At 70.9% G+C, this 19233-nt stretch carries 20 protein-coding genes and 1 pseudogene; 15 read left to right on the top strand and 6 right to left on the bottom strand.

Annotated features, from left to right (window positions below; all coding sequences use genetic code 11):
* The first annotated feature begins 46 nt into the window (after positions 1–46).
* Together ACIQM3_RS29085 and ACIQM3_RS29080 are read left to right on the top strand one after the other, a co-directional pair.
* Positions 47–1051, top strand: coding sequence for a helix-turn-helix transcriptional regulator (locus ACIQM3_RS29085; RefSeq protein WP_401629803.1), 1005 nt, complete (start codon positions 47–49; stop codon positions 1049–1051).
* Positions 1052–1109: 58 nt separating this feature from the next.
* A pseudogene (locus ACIQM3_RS29080) lies at positions 1110–1851 on the top strand (SIR2 family NAD-dependent protein deacylase).
* A gap of 36 nt (positions 1852–1887) precedes the next feature.
* On the opposite strand, the gene ACIQM3_RS29075 reads toward ACIQM3_RS29080, so the two are convergent.
* The gene (locus ACIQM3_RS29075) at positions 1888–2205 is read right to left on the bottom strand and encodes a hypothetical protein (RefSeq protein WP_401629388.1); all 318 of its coding nucleotides are present in this window, start codon (positions 2203–2205) and stop codon (positions 1888–1890) included.
* Between the two features lie 70 nt (positions 2206–2275).
* On the opposite strand from ACIQM3_RS29075, the gene ACIQM3_RS29070 reads away from it, so the two are divergent.
* Complete coding sequence (locus ACIQM3_RS29070; RefSeq protein ID WP_401629385.1) at positions 2276–3208, top strand: LysR family transcriptional regulator; 933 nt, start codon at positions 2276–2278, stop codon at positions 3206–3208.
* Here the strand turns inward: ACIQM3_RS29070 and ACIQM3_RS29065 are convergent.
* The gene (locus ACIQM3_RS29065; protein WP_401629382.1) at positions 3168–3569 is read right to left on the bottom strand and encodes a (2Fe-2S) ferredoxin domain-containing protein; all 402 of its coding nucleotides are present in this window, start codon (positions 3567–3569) and stop codon (positions 3168–3170) included. The two genes, ACIQM3_RS29070 and ACIQM3_RS29065, sit on opposite strands and share 41 nt — an antisense overlap.
* A 316-nt stretch (positions 3570–3885) precedes the next feature.
* On the opposite strand from ACIQM3_RS29065, the gene ACIQM3_RS29060 reads away from it, so the two are divergent.
* A complete protein-coding gene (locus ACIQM3_RS29060) occupies positions 3886–4470 on the top strand; it encodes a TMEM165/GDT1 family protein (protein ID WP_401629379.1) in 585 nt (194 codons plus the stop codon).
* 53 nt (positions 4471–4523) lie between these two features.
* Here the strand turns inward: ACIQM3_RS29060 and ACIQM3_RS29055 are convergent, their stop codons facing one another.
* Both ACIQM3_RS29055 and ACIQM3_RS29050 read right to left on the bottom strand, forming a co-directional pair.
* Positions 4524–5042 carry a methylated-DNA--[protein]-cysteine S-methyltransferase gene (locus ACIQM3_RS29055; RefSeq protein ID WP_401629377.1) on the bottom strand — a complete coding sequence of 173 codons (519 nt, stop codon included), beginning with the start codon at positions 5040–5042 and terminating at the stop codon, positions 4524–4526.
* Between the two features lie 8 nt (positions 5043–5050).
* Entirely contained in the window at positions 5051–6523 is a 1473-nt protein-coding gene (locus tag ACIQM3_RS29050; RefSeq protein WP_401629374.1) for an AlkA N-terminal domain-containing protein, read from the bottom strand.
* Between the two features lie 327 nt (positions 6524–6850).
* Between ACIQM3_RS29050 and ACIQM3_RS29045 the strand changes: the two genes are divergently transcribed.
* The 8 genes from ACIQM3_RS29045 to ACIQM3_RS29010 all read left to right on the top strand — a co-directional run bounded on the left by ACIQM3_RS29045 (position 6851) and on the right by ACIQM3_RS29010 (position 13972).
* The gene (locus tag ACIQM3_RS29045; protein ID WP_401629372.1) at positions 6851–8080 is read left to right on the top strand and encodes a right-handed parallel beta-helix repeat-containing protein; all 1230 of its coding nucleotides are present in this window, start codon (positions 6851–6853) and stop codon (positions 8078–8080) included.
* Positions 8081–8281: 201 nt separating this feature from the next.
* Positions 8282–9604 (top strand): ammonium transporter, encoded by a 1323-nt coding sequence (locus ACIQM3_RS29040; RefSeq protein WP_401629369.1) that lies wholly within the window; start codon positions 8282–8284, stop codon positions 9602–9604.
* Positions 9601–9939, top strand: coding sequence for a P-II family nitrogen regulator (locus ACIQM3_RS29035; protein ID WP_401629366.1), 339 nt, complete (start codon positions 9601–9603; stop codon positions 9937–9939). The genes ACIQM3_RS29040 and ACIQM3_RS29035 overlap by 4 nt, the downstream gene beginning before the upstream one ends.
* A gap of 53 nt (positions 9940–9992) precedes the next feature.
* Positions 9993–10873, top strand: a protein-coding gene (locus ACIQM3_RS29030; RefSeq protein WP_401629364.1) for an IS5 family transposase whose coding sequence is annotated in 2 segments (ribosomal slippage) — positions 9993–10353 and positions 10353–10873 — 882 coding nt in all. Because the reading frame shifts where the segments join, the coding sequence is not laid out codon by codon here.
* Positions 10874–10998: 125 nt separating this feature from the next.
* Complete coding sequence (locus ACIQM3_RS29025; RefSeq protein WP_401629362.1) at positions 10999–11214, top strand: hypothetical protein; 216 nt, start codon at positions 10999–11001, stop codon at positions 11212–11214.
* Between the two features lie 88 nt (positions 11215–11302).
* The gene (locus ACIQM3_RS29020; protein ID WP_401629359.1) at positions 11303–12220 is read left to right on the top strand and encodes an SGNH/GDSL hydrolase family protein; all 918 of its coding nucleotides are present in this window, start codon (positions 11303–11305) and stop codon (positions 12218–12220) included.
* Positions 12221–12534: 314 nt separating this feature from the next.
* A complete protein-coding gene (locus ACIQM3_RS29015; protein WP_401629356.1) occupies positions 12535–12978 on the top strand; it encodes a GNAT family N-acetyltransferase in 444 nt (147 codons plus the stop codon).
* Between the two features lie 187 nt (positions 12979–13165).
* Positions 13166–13972: a helix-turn-helix domain-containing protein gene (locus ACIQM3_RS29010; RefSeq protein WP_401629800.1), complete on the top strand. Its 807-nt coding sequence runs from the start codon at positions 13166–13168 to the stop codon at positions 13970–13972.
* A gap of 8 nt (positions 13973–13980) precedes the next feature.
* On the opposite strand, the gene ACIQM3_RS29005 is transcribed toward ACIQM3_RS29010, so the two are convergent.
* Positions 13981–14349 carry a nuclear transport factor 2 family protein gene (locus ACIQM3_RS29005; RefSeq protein WP_401629353.1) on the bottom strand — a complete coding sequence of 123 codons (369 nt, stop codon included), beginning with the start codon at positions 14347–14349 and terminating at the stop codon, positions 13981–13983.
* A 292-nt stretch (positions 14350–14641) separates the two neighbouring features.
* Here ACIQM3_RS29005 and ACIQM3_RS29000 point away from each other — a divergent pair, with 292 nt between their 5' ends.
* Positions 14642–15361, top strand: a complete 720-nt coding sequence (locus ACIQM3_RS29000; RefSeq protein ID WP_401629351.1) for a Type 1 glutamine amidotransferase-like domain-containing protein — start codon at positions 14642–14644, stop codon at positions 15359–15361.
* 70 nt (positions 15362–15431) lie between these two features.
* Here the strand turns inward: ACIQM3_RS29000 and ACIQM3_RS28995 are convergent, their stop codons facing one another.
* Positions 15432–16847, bottom strand: coding sequence for a phytoene desaturase family protein (locus ACIQM3_RS28995; RefSeq protein ID WP_401629349.1), 1416 nt, complete (start codon positions 16845–16847; stop codon positions 15432–15434).
* A gap of 86 nt (positions 16848–16933) precedes the next feature.
* Between ACIQM3_RS28995 and ACIQM3_RS28990 the strand changes: the two genes are divergently transcribed.
* Both ACIQM3_RS28990 and ACIQM3_RS28985 read left to right on the top strand, forming a co-directional pair.
* Positions 16934–17791 (top strand): nucleotidyltransferase domain-containing protein, encoded by an 858-nt coding sequence (locus ACIQM3_RS28990; protein ID WP_401629346.1) that lies wholly within the window; start codon positions 16934–16936, stop codon positions 17789–17791.
* Positions 17792–17906: 115 nt separating this feature from the next.
* A complete protein-coding gene (locus tag ACIQM3_RS28985; RefSeq protein WP_401629344.1) occupies positions 17907–19178 on the top strand; it encodes an LAETG motif-containing sortase-dependent surface protein in 1272 nt (423 codons plus the stop codon).
* Positions 19179–19233 lie beyond the last annotated feature (55 nt).

Below are 19233 nucleotides of genomic sequence, written 5' to 3'. Positions count from 1 at the left end.
CCCTGGAGGACAGGATCGGTCCGCCTTCTCTGACAGGGTGAGCCGTATGGGCGTGGCGGGCGGTGACGAGCGGAGCACGACGGAGCGGGTGCTCACCCTGCTCGGGCTGCTCCAGCAGCGCCACGTCTGGACCGGCCCCGAACTCGCGGACCGGCTCGGGGTCACACCGCGCACGGTGCGCCGCGATGTCGAGCGGCTCCGCAAGCTCGGCTATCCGGTCCACGCGGACCTGGGTGTCGGCGGCGGCTACCGGCTCGGCCCGGGGCAGGACCTGCCGCCGCTGCTCCTCGACGACGAGGAGGCGATCGCCACCGCCGTCTCCTTGCTCGCCGGCGCGGGTGGCGCGGTCGGGGGCGCCGGGGACGCCGCGCTCCGGGCCCTGACCAAGCTCGACCGGGTGCTGCCCACCCGGCTGCGGCACGAGGTGCGCGCGCTCTCCGGCTCGGTGGAGTTCTTCGACGGAGGCCGGGTGCCGGTCGACCCCGGGGCCCTGATGACACTGGCCGGAGCCTGCCGCGACGTGGTCGAGGCGGGCTTCGGCTACCCCTCAGGGAGCGGCGGGGTGCGACGGCGCCGGGTCGAGCCCTACCGTCTGGTCGCCTCCGACCGCCGCTGGTATCTCCTCGCCTACGACCTCGACCGCGACGACTGGCGCAGCTTCCGCGTCGACCGGATGACCGAGGTCTCCGCACGGACCTGGCGCTTCGCCCCGCGCGCGGCGCCCGACGCGGCGACGTATGTGCAGGAGGGTGTGGCGAGCCGGGTCTACGCACATCAGGCGCGCTTCCTCGTGCACGCCCCAGCCGGCACGGTGCGTGCGCAGATCCCCGCCTCGGCGGCCGTCGTGCGACCGCGGGAGAAGGAGCGCTGCGAGGTCCTGTGCGGCGCCGACGACCTCGACTTCGTGCTGATGCGGGTGCTCCTGCTGGGACACGGTTTCGAGGTGCTCGACCCTCCGGAGCTCGCGGGACGGTGTCACGCACTCGCGGAGAGACTGCTGTCGGCCGGCACGAAGGAATCCGTGGTGGCGCCGGACACGGAGGAGACCTGAGCCGTGCCCCTGCGGAAATAGCGTCGCGGGTGCCGGGAGCCGTCCGTAGGCTCGGGCCATGACTCTCGTCGCGATCCTCAGCGGCGCCGGCATCTCCACGGACTCCGGCATCCCCGACTACCGCGGGCCGCAGGGCCTCTGGCGGAAGGACCCGGAGGCGGAGAAGCTCGTCACGTACGACTTTTACATGTCCGATCCGGAGATCCGGCGCCGCTCCTGGCAGATGCGCCGCACCGGCGCGGCGTTGGGCGCCGAGCCGAACACCGCCCATCGCGCGGTGGCCGCGCTCGAACGGTCGGGCACCCCGGTCCGGGTGATCACCCAGAACATCGACGGACTGCACCAGCGGGCGGGCCTGTCCGCCCGTAAGGTCGTCGAACTCCACGGCACGGCGCACGAGGTGGTCTGCACCCGGTGCCACGCCCGGTCGGCCATGGCGGACGCGCTGGCCCGGGTCGAGGCCGGTGAGGCGGACCCGCCGTGCACGGTCTGCGGCGGGATCCTGAAGCCGGCGACGGTGATGTTCGGCGAGCGCCTGGATCCTCAGGTGCTCGCCGACGCCATGGCGATCACCAAGGCCAGCCAGGTGTTCATCGCCGTGGGTACGACGCTCCAGGTGCAGCCCGCGGCCTCGCTGGCGGGCATCGCGGTGGAGCACGGGGCCCGGCTCGTCGTGGTGAACGCCGAGCCGACAGCCGACCCCGTACGACGACTTGGCCGAGGAGACCGTACGCGAACCGATCGGGACGGCCCTGCCGGCACTGCTGGAGCGGCTCTCCGCGGGGAACGGCGCCTTCTGACCGCAGGCCGGCGGGCCGGTGGTCGACCAGGGCCGGTCAGGAGAGCGGCTCGTGGTTCACCCAGACGACCTTGTACGGGAATCGGGCCTGCCAGCGCCGGATGAGTGCCTCGGCTCCGGGCGCCGCGAACGAGGCGTTGAGCGCGTCGAGGTCGGCGAAGCCGAACTGGACGACGGCCGTGGCGGCGAACACCGGACTGTGGTCGTCGGCGGGCACGCGGATGTGGCGCTGGGCCGCGAAGGTCCGGATCGTCCCGGAGCCACGCATCAACTGTTCGATGTCTTTCAGGAATCGGTCGAGCTCGGCGTCCGGAACGGAGTCATTGAACGAGACGATCATCGTGTGCTGAATCATGTACTCATCGAACCCGTGCACTGCCGGTGATGTCCAAGACCTGTTGGTTCTTCGGCGATAACCTTCAGGCATGGTTGATCTGGAGACGCGGGAGCTCGAGTACTTCGTCGCGGTGGCCGAGGAGCTGCACTTCGGCCGCGCCGCCCAGCGTCTGTCGATCGCCCAGCCGGCGCTGTCGAAGGCGGTCCGACGCGTCGAGTCGCGCCTGGGTGTCCAGCTGCTCCTGCGCTCGAGCCGTCATGTCTCGCTCACGCCCGCCGGGGAGGCATTGCTGCACCACGGCCGCCACGCGCTCAACGCGGTCGCCGCCGCGTCCCGGAACGCACGCCGGGCCGGTGAGACCCAGGCCCACCTGCGGCTGGTGATCAAGGCGGGCGGCGATGCGGGCCTGCTGTCCGGCATCCTCGCCCGTTACTCCCTGCAACCCGACGCGCGCCAGGTGGACATCCTGTTCGGCGGGGCCACCGACCGGGTCGAACGGCTGCATGACGGCCGGGCGGATGTGGCACTGCTCCACACGCCCTTCGACGACCTCACGGGCCTGGCACACGAGACGCTGCACGTCGAGGGGCGCGTCGCGATCCTGCCCCGCGACCACCCTCTCGCCTCACGCACCGAACTGCGCCTGACGGACCTCGAACACGAGACGCTGCCGCGCTGGAGGGGGGTGTCCGACGGGGCGACCGGGCCGGAGATCGCCGATGTGGCGCAGATGATGCAGATGATCGTCCTCGGCCGGACGATCGCCGTGCTGCCGCGCTCGCTCGTCGAACCCGTCCCCCCAGGGGTGGTCTGCGTCCCTGTGACCGACGCACCGGCCAGTCATCTGGTCCTCGCCTGGCCGGAGACGGACCGCCGGCCACTCGTCGCCTCGTTCGTCGAGTCGGCGGTCGCCGCGAACGGTCCGCGGCCGGACGCGGCGACCGCGGACGGGCGGCCGCCGGAGGCCGGCCGGCAGGCGCTCAGTCCTCCAGCCCGGCCCGGATCCGGCGGGAAGGGCTGAAGGTGTACAGGTCCAGGATCTCCGGGGCGTCCGCGATGCCGGGTCCGCCGTCCGCCGCCCAGGCGGCGATGTCGGCGACGGCGTGCGGATCGTTGACCAGTCCCAGCCAGACCGGCCGGCCGCCCGCCCGGCGCCCCTCGGCCGAGGGCTGTACGACGATGACGTTGCCGTGCTCGCAGGCGTCCAGGCACTCCACCGCGCGCACGGTCGCGGTCCCGCCCGCGGTCTGCCGCAGTTGCGCGAGCTGCCCGGCGTGGTCCACTCCCGGGATCTTCTCGGTGCCGCAGCAGCAGCCCCGGCAGACGCTCACCGTGGGCCGGGACGGGCCGGGCGCGGCGGCCTTGTGTTGTCGGCGGCTCATGCGGGTGCGCTCCCAGGGACTGCGTGGCTGATCATCGTAGGACTCTACCGAGCCGCTCCCCCACCGGTCCGGTGAGGTAATGTTGACGGCTGCGAAGGGGAGTAGCCCTGCAAACCGGTCGTCGACACACTGGAGCCTCCGGGTTCCCGGTGGCCGGGTCCGCGGATTTCCACGGGCGGGCGAGACCTTCGGTCAGGTATGACACGTCCGCGCCCTGCGGGCGTTGCCGTCATGCCGGGCCGAGTGGTCCTCCGAAAAGCCCGAGCGGCGCTTCGCGGAAGTCCCGGAGCCCGGCTCTCACAGAAGGCCACCCGGAATGCATCTCGACCCCCTGGCGATCCTCACCGCCTTCGGGCTGATCTTCCTCGCGGAGCTCCCCGACAAGACGATGTTCGCCTCGCTGGCCATGGGCACGCGTATGCGCCCTCTCTACGTCTGGTTCGGCACGTCGTCCGCGTTCATCGTGCACGTCGCCATCGCGGTCGGGGCGGGCGGTCTGATCGGCCTGCTCCCCGACTGGATCGTCAAGCTGGTCTCCGCCGTCCTCTTCGCGTTCGGCGCGTTCATGCTGTTGCGCGGTGGTGGCGGTGACGACGACGAGGACGGGGAGATCAAGACCGTCACCGGCTTCTGGCCGGTCTACTCGACCGCCTTCATGGCGGTGTTCATCAGCGAGTGGGGTGACCTGACCCAGATCACCACCGCGAACCTCGCCGCGAGCAACGGCGCCTGGTCGACGGCGATCGGTTCGGCCATCGCGCTGATGTCGGTGTCCGCGCTGGCCCTCCTGGCGGGACGGTTCATCGCCAAGCGGGTGCCGCTGAAGACGGTGCAGCGCATCGGCGGTGTCTGCATGCTCGGTCTCGCGATCTGGTCGGTCGTCGAGATCTTCACGGGCTGAGCCCACGGCGCGGCGCGGGACGGGGCCGGGTGTCCGGCCCCGTCCGCCCCCGCTCAGAACAAGGCGGGCACCTCGCACTCGCTCCCCCGCTCGAAGGCGAGCAGCCGCTGCTTGCGGTCCAGCCCGCCGCCGTACCCCGTCAGGCTCCCCGAGGCTCCGATCACGCGGTGGCAGGGCACGATGATCCCGACCGGATTCCTGCCGTTGGCGAGGCCCACCGCGCGGGATGCTCCGGGCTTGCCGAGTCGGTCGGCCAGCTCCCCGTAGGAGCGGGTCTCGCCGTACGGGATGCGTACGAGCTCGGACCAGACACCGCGCTGGAAGTCGGTGCCGTGCAGGCGCAGCGGGAGGTCGAACTCCTTCAACTCGCCTGCGAAGTAGGCGTGCAGCTGGCGGACGGTCTCGTCGAAGGGCCGCGCGTCGGGTACGCCGAAGGTCTCCTCGGGCGGGCGGTGCCGCTGCCCGGTCATGTAGAGACCGGACAGCACGCCATCGGTCGCGACCAGGGTGAGCGCCCCGTACGGGCTGTCGACGACCGCGTGCTGCCTGGTCGATGTGGGTGTGGTGGTCATGGTCGTCCTCAGGTGGGCAGGTGGTTGATGGGGTGGTCGTCGACGGTCCACAGATACTGCACCGCGTACGCCCGCCAGGGGCGCCACCGCGTGGCACATGCGGTGAGGGCGGCGGGGGTGGCCGGGAGCCCGAGCTGCCCGGCCGCCCTGCGGATCCCGAGGTCGGTGGGGAGGAAGGCGTCCGGGTCCCCGAGGGCCCGCATGGCGATGACCTCGACCGTCCAGGGGCCGAAGCCCGGCAGCGCGGCCAGTGCCACGCGGGCCCTCTCCCAGTCCGTCCCCTCCCCCAGGTTCAGGGACCCGTCGGCGAGGGCGGTCACGAGGGTGGTGAGCGTGGCGCGGCGGCTGCGCGGCAGGGCGAGCGCCTCGGGGTCGAGCCCGGACAGCGCCTCGGGGGTCGGGAAGAGATGGGTCAGACCGCCCTCGGGGTCCTCCACCGGGGCCCCGTGGGCGCTGACCAGACGGGCGGCGTGGGTACGAGCGGCGGCCGTGGAGACCTGCTGGCCGAGCACAGCGCGTACGGCGAACTCCGCCGCGTCGACCGTGCGCGGCACCCGGCGCCCCGGAGCAGCGTCGACCAGCGGGGCGAGCAGCGGATCCGAGCGCAGCCGGCCGTCCACGGCGACCGGGTCGGCGTCCAGGTCGAGGAGTCTGCGGCAGCGGCTGACGGCCTGGGTCAGGTCGCGGGGGTCGGTGAGGGAGAGCCGGCAGTCGATGTGGCCGGGCTGCGGGGACAGCGCCACGATGCCGTGCCCGTGCGGCAGGGTGAGTGTGCGGCGGTAGGCGCCGTCGCGCCATTCCTCGACGCCCGGGACCGCGGTTGCGGCGAGGTGCCCGAAGAGGTTGCTCGGGTTGAGCGGGGCGCGGTACGGGAGGCGAAGGGCTATGACCCCCGGGGCCACGGGCACGCGGGCTCCGCGTTCCGCCCGGGCTCGCAGCTCGCCCGGGGCGAGCGCGAAGACTTCCCGCACGGTGTCGTTGAACGTACGGATCGAGGAGAACCCGGCCGCGAACGCGACCTCGGCCATGGGGAGTCCGGTCGTCTCGATGAGGAGCCGGGCGGTCTGGGCGCGCTGGGACCTGGCCAGCGCGAGCGGGCCCGCGCCGAGTTCGGCGAGGAGCTGGCGCTCGACCTGCCGGGCGGAGTAACCGAGCCGGGCGGCGAGTCCCTGTACGCCTTCCCGGTCGACGACGCCGTCCTGGATGAGCCGCATGGCCCGGGCGACGGAGTCGGCGCGGGCGTTCCACTCCGGGGAGCCGGGGCTGGTGTCGGGCCGGCACCGCTTGCAGGCGCGGAAGCCGGCCTGCTGGCACGCGGCGGCGCTGGGGTAGAAGGTCATGTTCCGGGCCTTCGGCGCCACCACCGGGCAGCTGGGCCGGCAGTAGATCCGGGTGGTCAGGACCGCCGTGAAGAACCAGCCGTCGAAGCGGGCGTCCTTCGACTGTACGGCCCTCACGCAGCGCTCGGTGTCGGTGTGCATGGTCCAAGCATCGGGCACGGAGGGACCGGTCGGCTGGCGGAAATCCGACATCGACCTCGCGCGGAAATCCGAGACGGTTTCACGGCCGCCGACGGCTCCCCACACTGGATTGGTGTTCAGATTCATGAACTTTGATCACGTACAGATCTATTGACGTGGTCACGACACGCACTTACGGTCCTAGAAAGCGCTTGCCCCCCACCCAGTGTGGCACCGGTGACGCGGTCTGTTCAGAAACTCGAACAGATCGCGCTGTCGTACCCCGGCCCGAGTTCCGGATTCGCGGCGCCCACCGGCCGGACGAACCAACCGACCAGGAGACGATCGATGCAGAAGAAGAAGTCCGTCATCGCGTGTATCAGCCTGCTCGCCGGATCGGCCATCGCGCTGTCCGGCACCATGGCTCAGGCCACGTCCGCCCCCCACGCGGCCACCGCGACCGGAACGGCCGGCGCCTCGGCCGCGGTGGCCGCCGACGCGCTGTACGTGGCGCCCGGCGGCAGCGACGACGCGGCGGGCACGGAGTCGGACCCGACGACCCTCTCGTCGGCGATCAGCCGCGTCACCTCCGGTGGGACGGTCTACCTGCGCGGCGGGACGTACGAGTACTCCGAGACGGTCACCATCCCGCCGGGCAACGACGGCACGGCGAGTGCCCGCACGACGCTCGCCGCCTACCCGGACGAGACCCCCGTCCTCGACTTCGCCGCCATGAGCGAGGATCCGGCGAACCGCGGGCTCGCCGTGAACGGCGCCTACTGGCACATCGACGGCATCGTCGTCGAGCACGCCGGTGACAACGGGATCTTCGTCGGCGGCAGCGACAACGTCATCGAACACGTCGTGACGCGCTTCAACCACGACTCGGGCCTGCAGATCTCGCGGATCGCCTCCGACACCCCGGACGACGAGTGGCCTGCCGACAACCTCATCCTGAGCTCGGAGTCGCACGACAACGCGGACTCGGACGGTGAGGACGCAGACGGCTTCGCCTCGAAGCTCACCTCGGGCCCCGGCAACGTCTTCCGCTACACCGTGTCCCACAACAACATCGACGACGGCTGGGACCTCTACACCAAGTCCGAGACGGGCCCGATCGGATCGGTGACCATCGAGGACTCCCTCTCCTACGACAACGGGACCCTGTCCGACGGGACCGTGAACTCCGACGGCGACCGCAACGGCTACAAGCTCGGGGGTGACGACATCGAGGTGGACCACATCGTCCGGCGCAACATCGCCTACAACAACGGCCACCACGGATTCACCTACAACAGCAACCCGGGCTCGATGGCGGTGTCGGGCAATGTCAGCATCGACAACGCCGAACGCAACTTCTCCTTCGACAAGGGCACTTCGGTGTTCCGTGACAACGTCTCCTGCCGCGGCGACGACGGCTCCAACGACAAGACGGTGGGCGACGCGGACAGCTCCAACCAGTTCTGGACCGGCTCGAACGGCTCGTCCTGCTCGGCGTACGCCGGTGCGATGGACTGGTCGTTCGCCGCGGACGGCTCCCTGGTCGTGACCTTCGGCGGCAACAAGGTGACGCCGTAGCCGTAGCCGCCCATGCTCCTCCGCCGGCCCGTCCGTCCGATCCGGACGGGCCGGCGGGGGCCATCGTGTCGGTTCCCGGTGAGGTTTCGGTCACCTTCCCGCAATGAAACATCCCGGAAACGCGACGGCGCCCTCCGTGAAACGCACGCCCGCGACTCTCTCTGGGCCGGACCCCACCGTGCCCCGAGGAGGGACCCCGTCTTGACCCCCACAACCCTGGCCTCGGCAGGCCTCGACACCGGCGACACCGCCTGGCTCCTCGCCGCCACCGCTCTCGTCCTGCTGATGACGCCGGGCCTCGCCCTGTTCTACGGCGGCATGGTGCGCACGAAGAGCGTACTCAACATGCTGATGATGAGCTTCGTGTCGATCGCGCTGGTCACCGTCGTGTGGCTGGTCGCCGGCTACTCGCTGGCCTTCGGCGACGACACGTTCGCCGGGCTCATCGGCGGCCTCGGCCACGTGGGCATGGTCGGTATCGGCCCCGACGACCTCACCGGCAGCGTCCCCACCCTGCTGTTCACCACCTTCCAGCTGACCTTCGCGATCCTCACCGCAGCGCTGATCAGCGGAGCGATCGCGGACCGTATGAAGTTCGCGGCGTGGCTGGTCTTCGTGCCGGTGTGGACCCTGCTCGTATACGTTCCCGTCGCCCACTGGGTGTGGGGACCCGGCGGGTGGATCAAGGACTCGCTCGGCGCCCTGGACTTCGCCGGCGGTCTCGTCGTGGAGATCGCCTGCGGCGCGTCGGGCCTGGCCCTCGCCATGGTGATCGGCCCCCGCATCGGCTTCAAGAAGGACGCGATGCGGCCGCACAACCTGCCGATGGTGATGCTCGGCGCGGGCCTGCTCTGGTTCGGCTGGCTCGGGTTCAACGGCGGTTCGGCTCTCGGCGCCAACGGCCTCGCCGCCGCCTCGGTCCTCAACACCCTCGTCGCCGGATGCACCGGGCTGCTCGGCTGGCTCTTCGTCGAACAGCGGCGTGACGGCCACCCGACCACCTTCGGCGCGGCCTCCGGTGTGGTCGCCGGCCTGGTCGCGATCACCCCCGCCTGCGGGACCGTCGGGGTGCTCGGCGCGGCAGCCGTGGGGCTTGTAGCCGGAGTCGTCTGCTCGTACGCCGTCGCGTGGAAGTTCCGCTTCGACTACGACGACTCCCTGGACGTCGTCGGGGTGCACTTCGTGGGAGGAGTCGTCGGCACGCTGCTCATAGGGCTGTTCGCGACGGCGACGATGACCGGGGGCGCCGAGGGCCTCCTCTACGGCGGCGGAGCGGGACAGCTCGTCCGGCAGGCCGTAGCGGTGCTCGCCGTGGCCGCGTACACCTTCCTCGTGACGTACGGGATCGGCAAGGCGATCGACCGGCTGATGGGTGTGCGGGCGTCCGAGGAGGAAGAGCTCACGGGCCTGGACCAGACAGTGCACGCGGAGAGCGCCTACGATCACGGCGGCCTGGGTCACGCCGCCGCGCAGACCCCGGGCCACTCCGCACTTCTTTCCCAGGACAGGAGCACCGCCCCATGAAGCTCATCACCGCCGTCGTGAAGCCGCACCGCCTCGACGAGGTGAAGACCGCTCTGCAGGACCTCGGTGTGAACGGGTTGACGGTCACCGAGGCCAGCGGATACGGGCGCCAGCACGGCCACACCGAGGTCTACCGGGGCGCCGAGTACCGGGTGGACCTGGTGCCGAAGATCCGTATAGAGGTCCTCGTCGAGGACGCGGACGCGGAGCCGGTGATGGAAGCGGTGGTCCGCGCCGCCCGCACCGGCAAGATCGGCGACGGCAAGGTGTGGGCGATGCCCGTGGAGACGGCCGTGCGTGTCCGCACGGGCGAGCGGGGCCCTGATGCCCTCTAGGGCCTGTCCGGCGGATCATGTGACTTTCCGACCGGTCGGTCGTTGGTTGGGTCATGGGCCGGGGGGATCTGACAAATCGCGAGTGGTCGCTGCTGGAGCCGCATCTGCCTTTGCCGGGTAGTCGGGGTGGCCGGTGGAACGATCACCGGATCGTACTCAACGGGATCCTGTTCCGGGTCCGTACCGGTGTTCCATGGCGCGACCTGCCGGAACGCTACGGTTCGTGGAAGACCGTCTACGAGCGGCATCGCCGCTGGTCCGCGGACGGCACCTGGGACCGGCTCTTGCAGGCGGTCCAGGCCGACGCCGACCTCGCCGGGCGGATCGACTGGGGCATGGTCGGCGTCGACTCGACGTCCTGCCGGGCCAACCAGCACGCGGCCGGCGCCCGCAAGGCCAGGCCGCGGGTCCCGAAAAAAGGACGACGCCCCGGCACCACCGCCCCGATGAGGGACTCGGACGGTCCCGGGGCGGGCTGACCTCCAAGATCCACCTTGCCGGTGAAGGCGGCTGCCGCCCCATGGCTTTACTGATCACTCCCGGTCAGTGGGGTGATGCCCCGCAGATGATCGAGGTCCTGGACCGGATCCGGGTTCCCCGGCCGCTGGGCGGACGGCCCCGGACCCGGCCGGACCACGTCAGCGGCGACAAGGCGTACAGCTCCCGCCGAAACCGCCGCTACCTGCGAAGACGCCACATCCGGCACACGATCCCCGAGCCGAAGGACCAGCGGGCCAACCGGCGCCGTAAAGGCAGAGAAGGCGGCCGACCAACGGGCTTCGAACGTGACCACTACCGGCGCCGCAACGAGGTCGAGCGGACCATCAACCGGCTCAGGAACTCCCGTGCAGTAGCGACCCGTTACGACAAACGGGCCTACGTCTTCCACGGCACCGTCACCGCCGCAGCGATCCGACTCTGGCTCCGCCAGTGATCCGCCGGACAGAACACCTAGGCCGGACACGAACGCATCGAGGCGACCTGGCGCCGAACGCCGAAGCCGAACTCAACCGCACTCAGAAAGAGGTCCTGGTCCAGCGGCGACGGATCGGCGAGCTCATGGGGCAGATCCGTGACTTCGACCGGATGGTCCCCGGCGAGTCCGTCCAGCACCTGATCAGCGAGAACACGACCCTCAAGCACCGAGTCCAGCAACTGACCCAGGAGCATCGCAAACTTCAGGAACGGCTCGAAGGAGCACGCTCCGACCTCCGCTTCTCGGACAAACGCATCACCGTCCTCGAAGCCGAAATCCTTGAACAGGGGCAGCCGTGACCACCCGACGAAGGCCCTAATATCGGGTAATAGTTCAATCATCGAGGGCGCCGTTTTGCGCACTCTGCCCCAGAAAGACCGTATTTCCGTGAACGATCCCCGCCCTCATACGCTGTTCTCCTTTGGCACTCTCCTGGACGAGCGCGTCCAGAAGACCCTCTTTGGGCAGTCCGTTCCCCAGACGCCGGCGGCGTTGGCCGGACACACGGCGCGGCCTCTCCGGATCACAGACCCGGAGGTGATCGCCACCAGCGGCCTCGACGTCCATCTCACACTGGCGCGCCGGATCGGCGCCGAGGTCGAGGGTGCCGTGCTGCACCTCACGGATGCCGACCTGGCCGCCGCCGACGACTACGAGGTCGACGACTATGTCCGCCGGCGCACCCGGCTCTCCTCGGGCGCAACCGCATGGGCCTACCTAGACGCGCGGCCGCTACGCTCCGCATCCCGCATCGTGATCGTCGGCGACAGCATTGCCTACGGCCGTTGCGATCCGCAGGGCGGCTGGGCCGCCCGCCTGGCCACCGACCATATCGCCACGGACGAGACCGACAGCCGCGTCTTCAACCTCGCTGTCCCGGGCTCCACCCTCGCCGAGGTCGCCGAGCAGACCCCCGCTCTGCTGCCGGCCCGCCGCCCCGACACGCTCGTGGTCGCGGCAGGCATCAACGACGTGGCCGCGGCTGGCAACGGCCAGCTACGCCTGGAAGAGAGTCTCGACACGCTGGCAGCAACGGCCCTGACCTACGGTGCGCGGCTGGTCGTCGTCGGACCCATCTGGCTCGACGAGGACCAGGCCCCCGCCTATGAAGGACTCTCCTTCACCCTGGAACGCGCCTTGCTACTTCGCGAGACCCTGCGTTCCTGGTGCACCGCTCATCACATCGACCACCTCGACCTGTGGGAACCCCTGCGTGACCGCCCCGACCTCCTCGCCGACGGTCTCCACCCAACGCCCGAGGGACACGACACGCTCCACCAGCACCTCATGAAGATCGCCCTCTGACAGCCACCGGCCTCCAACCCGGACTCTCCGGGCCACTGCACACATGATCCGCCGGACAGGCCCTAGGTAGGTGCATTGATCCGTTGTTGGCGCGGGGGCCCTCGCGTCCCCCGCGCAATGCGCCGCAGGACAAGGACGAGAGACCCGCTGCCGATGAACTGCACAGCCGAGGCCCACGCTGTGCGGGAGGTGTCCTTCGCAGGCGGCGACGACGGTCTGCTGGGCCAGGTTCGCGATGCGCCTCGCGGGGCTGACAGACTGCTCAGATGATCGACGACCTTCCCGTTGGCCTGAGGGCCCGACACCTTGCCGGCGTGGACCATCTCCGCGTGCTCGCCGTACTGGACACGTGGTGGGGTGGCCTGAAGGGGGAGGCAGGGGCGGTGGAACGTGCGCTGCTGCTGCCCCGGCTGTACTTCCAGCACTTCACCACCACCAGTTTTCTGGTCGAACGCGACAGTGGGGAAGTTGCCGCCTTCCTGGTCGGTTTCCTGTCACAGACAGAGCCCGAGACCGCTTATGTGCACTTCGTCGGCGTCGATCCGGCCCTGCACGGGCAGGGTGTCGGGCGTGCCCTGTACCGGGCCTTCTTCGCGCTCGCCCGGTCGCACGGGCGCCGTTCCGTGCACTGCATCACCAGCCCGGAGAACACCGCGTCGCAGGCATTCCACACCCGACTCGGCTTCACGGCCTCAGCCGTGAAACCGGACTACGACGGCCCCGGACTCGACCGGGTGGCGTTCACCATCACTCTTTGAGCGGAGCCGATGGGCGTCGCCTGAAGCGTGTTGGAGAAGCCTGTGGTCGGGTCGCTGAGGTCGGCCCTTCCGGCCCCGGGCCGGGATCAGGTGCCGTCCACGGTCAACACCCCGCCCGCACACGAGAAATGCCCTCCCCCAGTCTTCTGCGACACGCTTTAGTACCGTCCTGGTCATGACGACTGCCATGACCAGGACGGTCGATGACGTGGACGCCGGAAGCCTGCTGCGGGGCTGGCGCAAGCTGCGGGGCATCACCCAGCTCGAACTGGCCCTCAGGGCCGACAGTTCCGCACGCCATATCAGTTTCATCGAAACCGGCCGGTCCATACCGAGCCGGTCGATGGTGTTGCATCTCGCCGACCACCTCGACATTCCCGTACGGGACCGCAACGCGCTGCTCGTGGCAGCGGGCTACGCCCCCTCGTACCCGGAGACAGCGCTGACCGCACCGGCCATGACGACGCTGCGGGCCGGCCTGGATCAGCTGCTGGCCGCCTACGAGCCCTATCCCGCCCTGGTGATGGACGGGATGTACGACGTGGTGGCCGCGAACAAGGGCGTGCGACTGCTGCTCGACGGGGTGGCCGGTCACCTGCTGCGGCCGCCCATGAACGCCATGCGTCTGACGCTGCATCCGCAGGGCCTGGCCCCGCGGATCCGCAACCTGGGCGAATGGCGTGGCCACCTCCTGGAACGGATGGAGCGGCAGGCCGCGCTGCGTTCCTCCGAAGCGCTGCGCGGCCTCTACGAGGAGGTGGCCGCCTATACGGCCCCGGCGGGGGGCCCGCCTGCCGGTTCGGACGGAGAGGGCCCGGCGTTCCACCCGTACGCACTGCCGCTCCGGATCGAGGCGGGCGGCCGGGTGCTGTCCTTCATCTCGACGGCGACGACCTTCAACACACCGATGGACGTGACCGTTGCCGAGTTGGCGGTCGAGACGTTCCTGCCCGCGGACACGGAGACGGCCGCCGCTCTTCAGGAGGCGGGCTGAGGGAGAGGTCACGCACCCGGCAGGCGGTCCAGGAAGCCGGCGACGCCGCTGATGCGGCCGTCGTCGGCGAGCGTGATCACGTCGAAGCCGGCGGCGGGAGCGGACCCGTCGGCGGTGGAGACCAGGTCCCATGTGAAGCGCACCAGGTTGTGGTGCGCGTCAGGCGTACCGGTGGGCTCGAACGCGAACCCGGGGAACTGCTGATGGGCGCCCGCGATCGCCGCGGCGATCCCCTCGTGCCCCTTCGCCTCACCCAGCGGGTCGGTGTAGGTGCCGTCCTCGGTGAACGCGGCGGCGACTGCCTTGGCCAGGTCCTCGGAGGTGGCAGCGTTCCAAGCGGTGAAGTAGCGCTCGACAGCGTCCTCGTGCATGGTCACGGCGGTGTCCTCTCGTCTCTACGGGTGCGCCGGACGGCGCGTCTGCGGCAAACGGCCCTGCTTCACACCTCGCCGGTGGGCAGCCTGACCGGGCGGCGGCTCACCGTCGGTGTGCCGCCCTGCCTTGTGCTCCGCAGCCTGCCGCACTCGTCGCAGAGGGTCGATTACCGCTGAGGTAATCTCCGGGCCGGCCCGGCTTCCTGTACCTGGCTGTTCGTTTGCCAGGGGCCGTGATCTGGGAAGAGTGCGGAGCACCTTCTCCTGTACGCCCGCCTGTTGAGAGGACACTCCCGTGGCCGTCGTTCCCGCTCCCCGTGTCGCACTCCTCGGAGGCGGCTTCTCCATGGATGAGGACGGGCTGCTGGACGACTGGCTGCTCTCCCACGCACGCGTCGCCCGGCCCAAGGTGTGCTTCGTCCCCACGGCGAGCGGGGACGCGTCGGCCTATGTCGAGCAGTTCGGGAGCGCCTTCCGGTCACGCCGCTGCGAGCCCTCCGTGCTGCCGCTGTTTCAAAGGGAGTTGGACGACGTCGCTCTGCGGGCGTTTCTACTCTCGCAGGACGTGGTGTACGTCGGCGGCGGCAACACCGCGAACATGCTCGCGGTCTGGCGCGTGCACGGCGTGGACCAACTGCTGCGGGAGGCGGCCGAGCGGGGGACGCTGCTGTGCGGGATCAGTGCCGGCGTCAACTGCTGGGCCGAGGGTTCGCACACCGACTCCTTCGGCCCGCTGACGTTCCTGCGGGACGGGCTCGGCCTTGTGCCCGGGTCGGTGTGTCCCCACTACGACAGCGAGCCGGGCCGCCGGCCTTCCTACCAGGACGCCGTGGCCACCGGCATGCTGCCCGGCGGGTGGGCGCTGGACGACGGCGTGGGGGTGCTCCTCACGGACGGGCGTGTACAGGAAACGGTCACCCGGGCCCCGGACGCGCGCCTGTACCGGGTGGAGCGCGGCGGGGACGGCCGTGCGAGCGAGCGGGCGTTGCCGTGCCGCTTGCTCGGCCGCGGGTGACCGGGGACGGGACGGCGACGCGCCGACCGGCACGGCACCGTGGCCCGCCGGCCATGGCCGCTTCCGCACATCACGCCGCCCGCAGCCGCCGCCACACCGCCTTCGCCGCGTGGTGCCCCGACATACCGTGCACACCGGGGCCGGGCGGGGTGGCCGACGAGCAGAGGAAGACCGCGGGGTGCGCGGTGGCGTACGGCACGCGGGCGAGTTTGGGGCGGAGCACCGTCTGCAGCCCGGCGAACGCCCCGGTGGCGATGTCGCCGCCGACGTAGTTGGCGTTGCGTACGGCGAGGCGGGGCGGTCCGGCGACGGCGCGGGCCAGGACCAGGTCGCGGAACCCGGGGGCGAACCGCTCCAGCTGACGCTCGATGACCTCGGTGGCATCGCCCTCCCAGCCGGACGGGACATGCCCGTACACCCAGAAGACATGGCGGCCCTCGGGGGCGCGGGTCGGGTCGACGATGCTGGGCTGGGCGGTGATCAGGAAGGGGACGTCCGGGTCGCGGCCGGCCACTGCGGCGCGCAGGGCGGCGTCGATCTCGGCGGCGGAGGGGCCGACATGGACCGTGCCCGCGCGCCGGGCCTCCTCGGCCGTCCACGGCACCGGGCCCGACAGCGCGTAGTCGATCTTGAAGCAGGAGGGCCCGTAACGGTAGTGGTCGTAGGCGCCGCCGAGTCCGGCGATCCGGGCGAGCGCGGTCGGTGAGGTGTCGAAGACGTAGGCACGGGCGGGCGGGAGTTCGTCGAGGCGTCTGACCTCGATGCCTGTGCGGATGGTGCCGCCCTGTTCGCGCAGGAAGGCGGCGAGGGCGTCCGAGATGGCTTGCGAGCCGCCGCGCGGCACCGGCCAGCCGTTCTCGTGCGCCGCGAGCGCGAAGAGCAGTGCGATCCCGCCGGTCGCGAGACCGCTCGCAGGCGCGATGGCGTGCCCGGCGAGGCCCGCGAGCAGACCGCGCGCCTTCTCCCCCTTGAAGCGCCGGGAGAGCAGCGTGGCCGGCTGGACGGCGTCCAGCCCGAAGCGGGCCCAGCGGTACGGATCGCGGGGCAGACCGTCCCACGGGGTGCGCAGGAAGTCCGCGGCGAGGGTGTCCCAGTGGCCGGTGAAGGGTGCGACCAGCCTGCGGTAGGCGCCCGCGTCCTCCGGACCCAGCGACATGGCCGTCTCCCCGACGGACCCGGTGAGCACCGCGGCGGAACCGTCAGGGAACGGATGTGCGAGGGAGAGCGGCGCCTGAAGCCATTCGAGGCCGTGCCGGGCGAGCGGCATCGCTTTGAAGGCGGGGGAACCGATGCCCAGCGGGTGCACGGCGGAACAGGGGTCGTGACGGAAGCCGGGAAGGGTCAGCTCCTCGGTGCGGGCACCGCCCCCGACGGTCTCCCCGGCCTCGAACACCTCCACGGCGAAACCGCGGCGGGCCAGCTCGACAGCGGCTGTCAGCCCGTTCGGGCCCGCCCCCACGACGACGGCATCCAGCATCGATGGCACCTTCGGACTCCTTTGTCAGCCGATGGCCAGGGCACCCAGGATATTCATGCACGCCGACAACGGGGCTCCGGGTAGCCTCCCGTCCGATGAGCAACGCATGCCTGCCCTCCCCCGCCGTCGCCGCGATGGCGTCCCGGCTCGCCCAGGTGTCCGGTATCGAGGCCGTAGCCCTGGGCGGAAGCCGCGCCCGTGGCACCCATCGTCCCGATTCGGACTGGGATCTCGGCGTCTACTACCGGGGCGCCCCGGATCTGGGCGCCCTCGTCGCACTGGCGTCCGAGGTCCAGGGGACGCCGGCCGACGTGGCGGGGCCCGGCGGGTGGGGCCCCTGGGTGAACGGCGGGGCGTGGCTGACGGTGGACGGTGTCGCCGTCGACTGGATCCTGCGCGATCTGGACCGGGTGGAGTCGGTGTGGGCGGACTGCCGGGCGGGGCGCTTCGAGGTGGGGATCCAGCCCGGCCATCCGCTGGGCTTCTGGTCTTCGTGTTACGTGGGTGAGGTCGCCCTCGGCCGAGTGCTGGTGGACCCGGGTGGCGAGCTGACCTCCCTTCAGGACGCGACGCGTTCCTACCCCGAGCCGCTGCGCCGCGCGCTGACCGATGCGGCGTGGGAGGCGGAGTTCTCCGTGGCCTCAGCCCGCAAGTCGGCCCCGTCCGGGGACACGCTCCATGTCGCCCTCTGCCTGTCGAAGGCGTTCGGGATCCTCGCACAGGCCCTGCACGCCCATCACCGCACCTGGTGCCTGAACGAGAAGGGGGCGCTCGCCTCCGCCGCCGCTCTGCCGGGCACCCCGGCGGACTTCACGGACCGGGTGGCCGCCGCTCTGCGCGGCCTGGACGCGCAGGCGGTGGAGACGGCGGCCGGGGTCGTACGGGATGTTCAGGCTGTCCTGGACGGCAACTCCCCGCCCGTCAGCGGTGTCCAGGGACTTTCGGGCAGGTGAACTATCGGTGGCGCGCGCATGCAACCGTTCGACGGTCGTAAGCGTCTTCTGTCGCGGTAAGTGATTGTGCCGGAGACGGCATTTTTCCACCGCACGCCATGACGAGGGAACCTCTATGACTCACCCCCTTCCCGGCCGCCGTCCGTCGCGCATCGTGGTCGGTGTACTCGCCGCCGCCGCGCTGACCGGGCTCGCCTCCCTGCCCGCCGTCGCCGTCGCCGCGGAGCCCGACCTCGGGATCGGGCCGCTGGCGCCGGTCACGGGTGCGCAGCCCGGCAGCGGCGTCGACGTGCCGTTCTCGGTACTGAACAAGGGCACCGAGGAGGTCGCGAAGACCTGGGTGACGTACTCCGTCACGTCGGGTCTCGGCACGGCCGATTCCTACGGCAACTGCCGTTACTCGACGCAGTCCTCGGCCGACGAGGAGCCTGAGAAGACCCTCGCGGTGTGCGCCGTCGAGCAGCCGCTGAAGCCGGGTGTCGTCTACGTACCGGAGAAGCCGGTCGGGCTCGAGGCGCTGGACAACGCGCTGTACGACACGGTCCGCATGACCGTCGAGGCCACGGATCCCGGAACGGGCGACGGTGGCGGGACGGACCCCGTGCCGGGCACGGGCGCACCGCTGAAGCTGGTCGAGAAGGGTCCGGCGACCGACGCCGACCGTGCGAGTCACAGCGAGGGCTCCTCCTCGGCCGACGTCACCGCGGTCAACACGGCCGACTTCGCGCTGACCGGTGCCCGGCTGGAAGGCAAGGTCGGCGACCAGGTCACCGCGTCGGTGAAGTTCCTCAACAAGGGCCCGGCCTGGGTCTACCGCGAGCTGGGCCAGGGCGCCGCGACCGTCGACGTCCGTATCCCCCCGGGCACCTCGGTCGTGAAGGCGCACGACTACTGCAGCCCGGTCACCAAGACCCACTACACCTGCGGCACCTCGCAGTCGTGGGTGGACGAGGAGGGTGGCGAGACGTACCCGTTCGTCCTCCGGATCGACAAGGCCGTCGAGGGTGCGACCGGGAAGGTCTCCTTCACCGGGGCGGACAGGCCCTTCGACAAGAACGCGGCCAACGACACCGCGGAGATCGTGATCGATGCCGGTACCGGCACCACGACCGGCGGTTCCTCGACGGGTGGTTCCACGACCGGCGGTTCCTCGACCGAAGGCTCCTCGTCGGCCGGCGGTACGGACACCTCCGGCGGTCCCGCCTCCGGTGGCTCCACGGCCGGTGGCTCCACCGGTGGCTCCGACCCGAAGACGATGACGGCCGGCAACCTGGCGGCGACCGGCTCCGACTCCACCGTGCCCATGGTGGGCGCGGCTGCGGCGGCGCTGGCCGCGGGCGGCGGAATCATCTACGCCGTCCGCCGGCGTGCGGCGGCAGGCAACTAACGGTACGAGCACTCCAGCTGTGGCCGGTGCGGGGCTCCCGCACCGGCCACAGCCG

Source organism: Streptomyces sp. NPDC091271 (genome assembly GCF_044757505.1).
In the GTDB taxonomy this organism is placed as follows: Bacteria; Actinomycetota; Actinomycetes; order Streptomycetales; family Streptomycetaceae; genus Streptomyces.
This window is presented reverse-complemented; position numbering and strand designations above follow the sequence as displayed.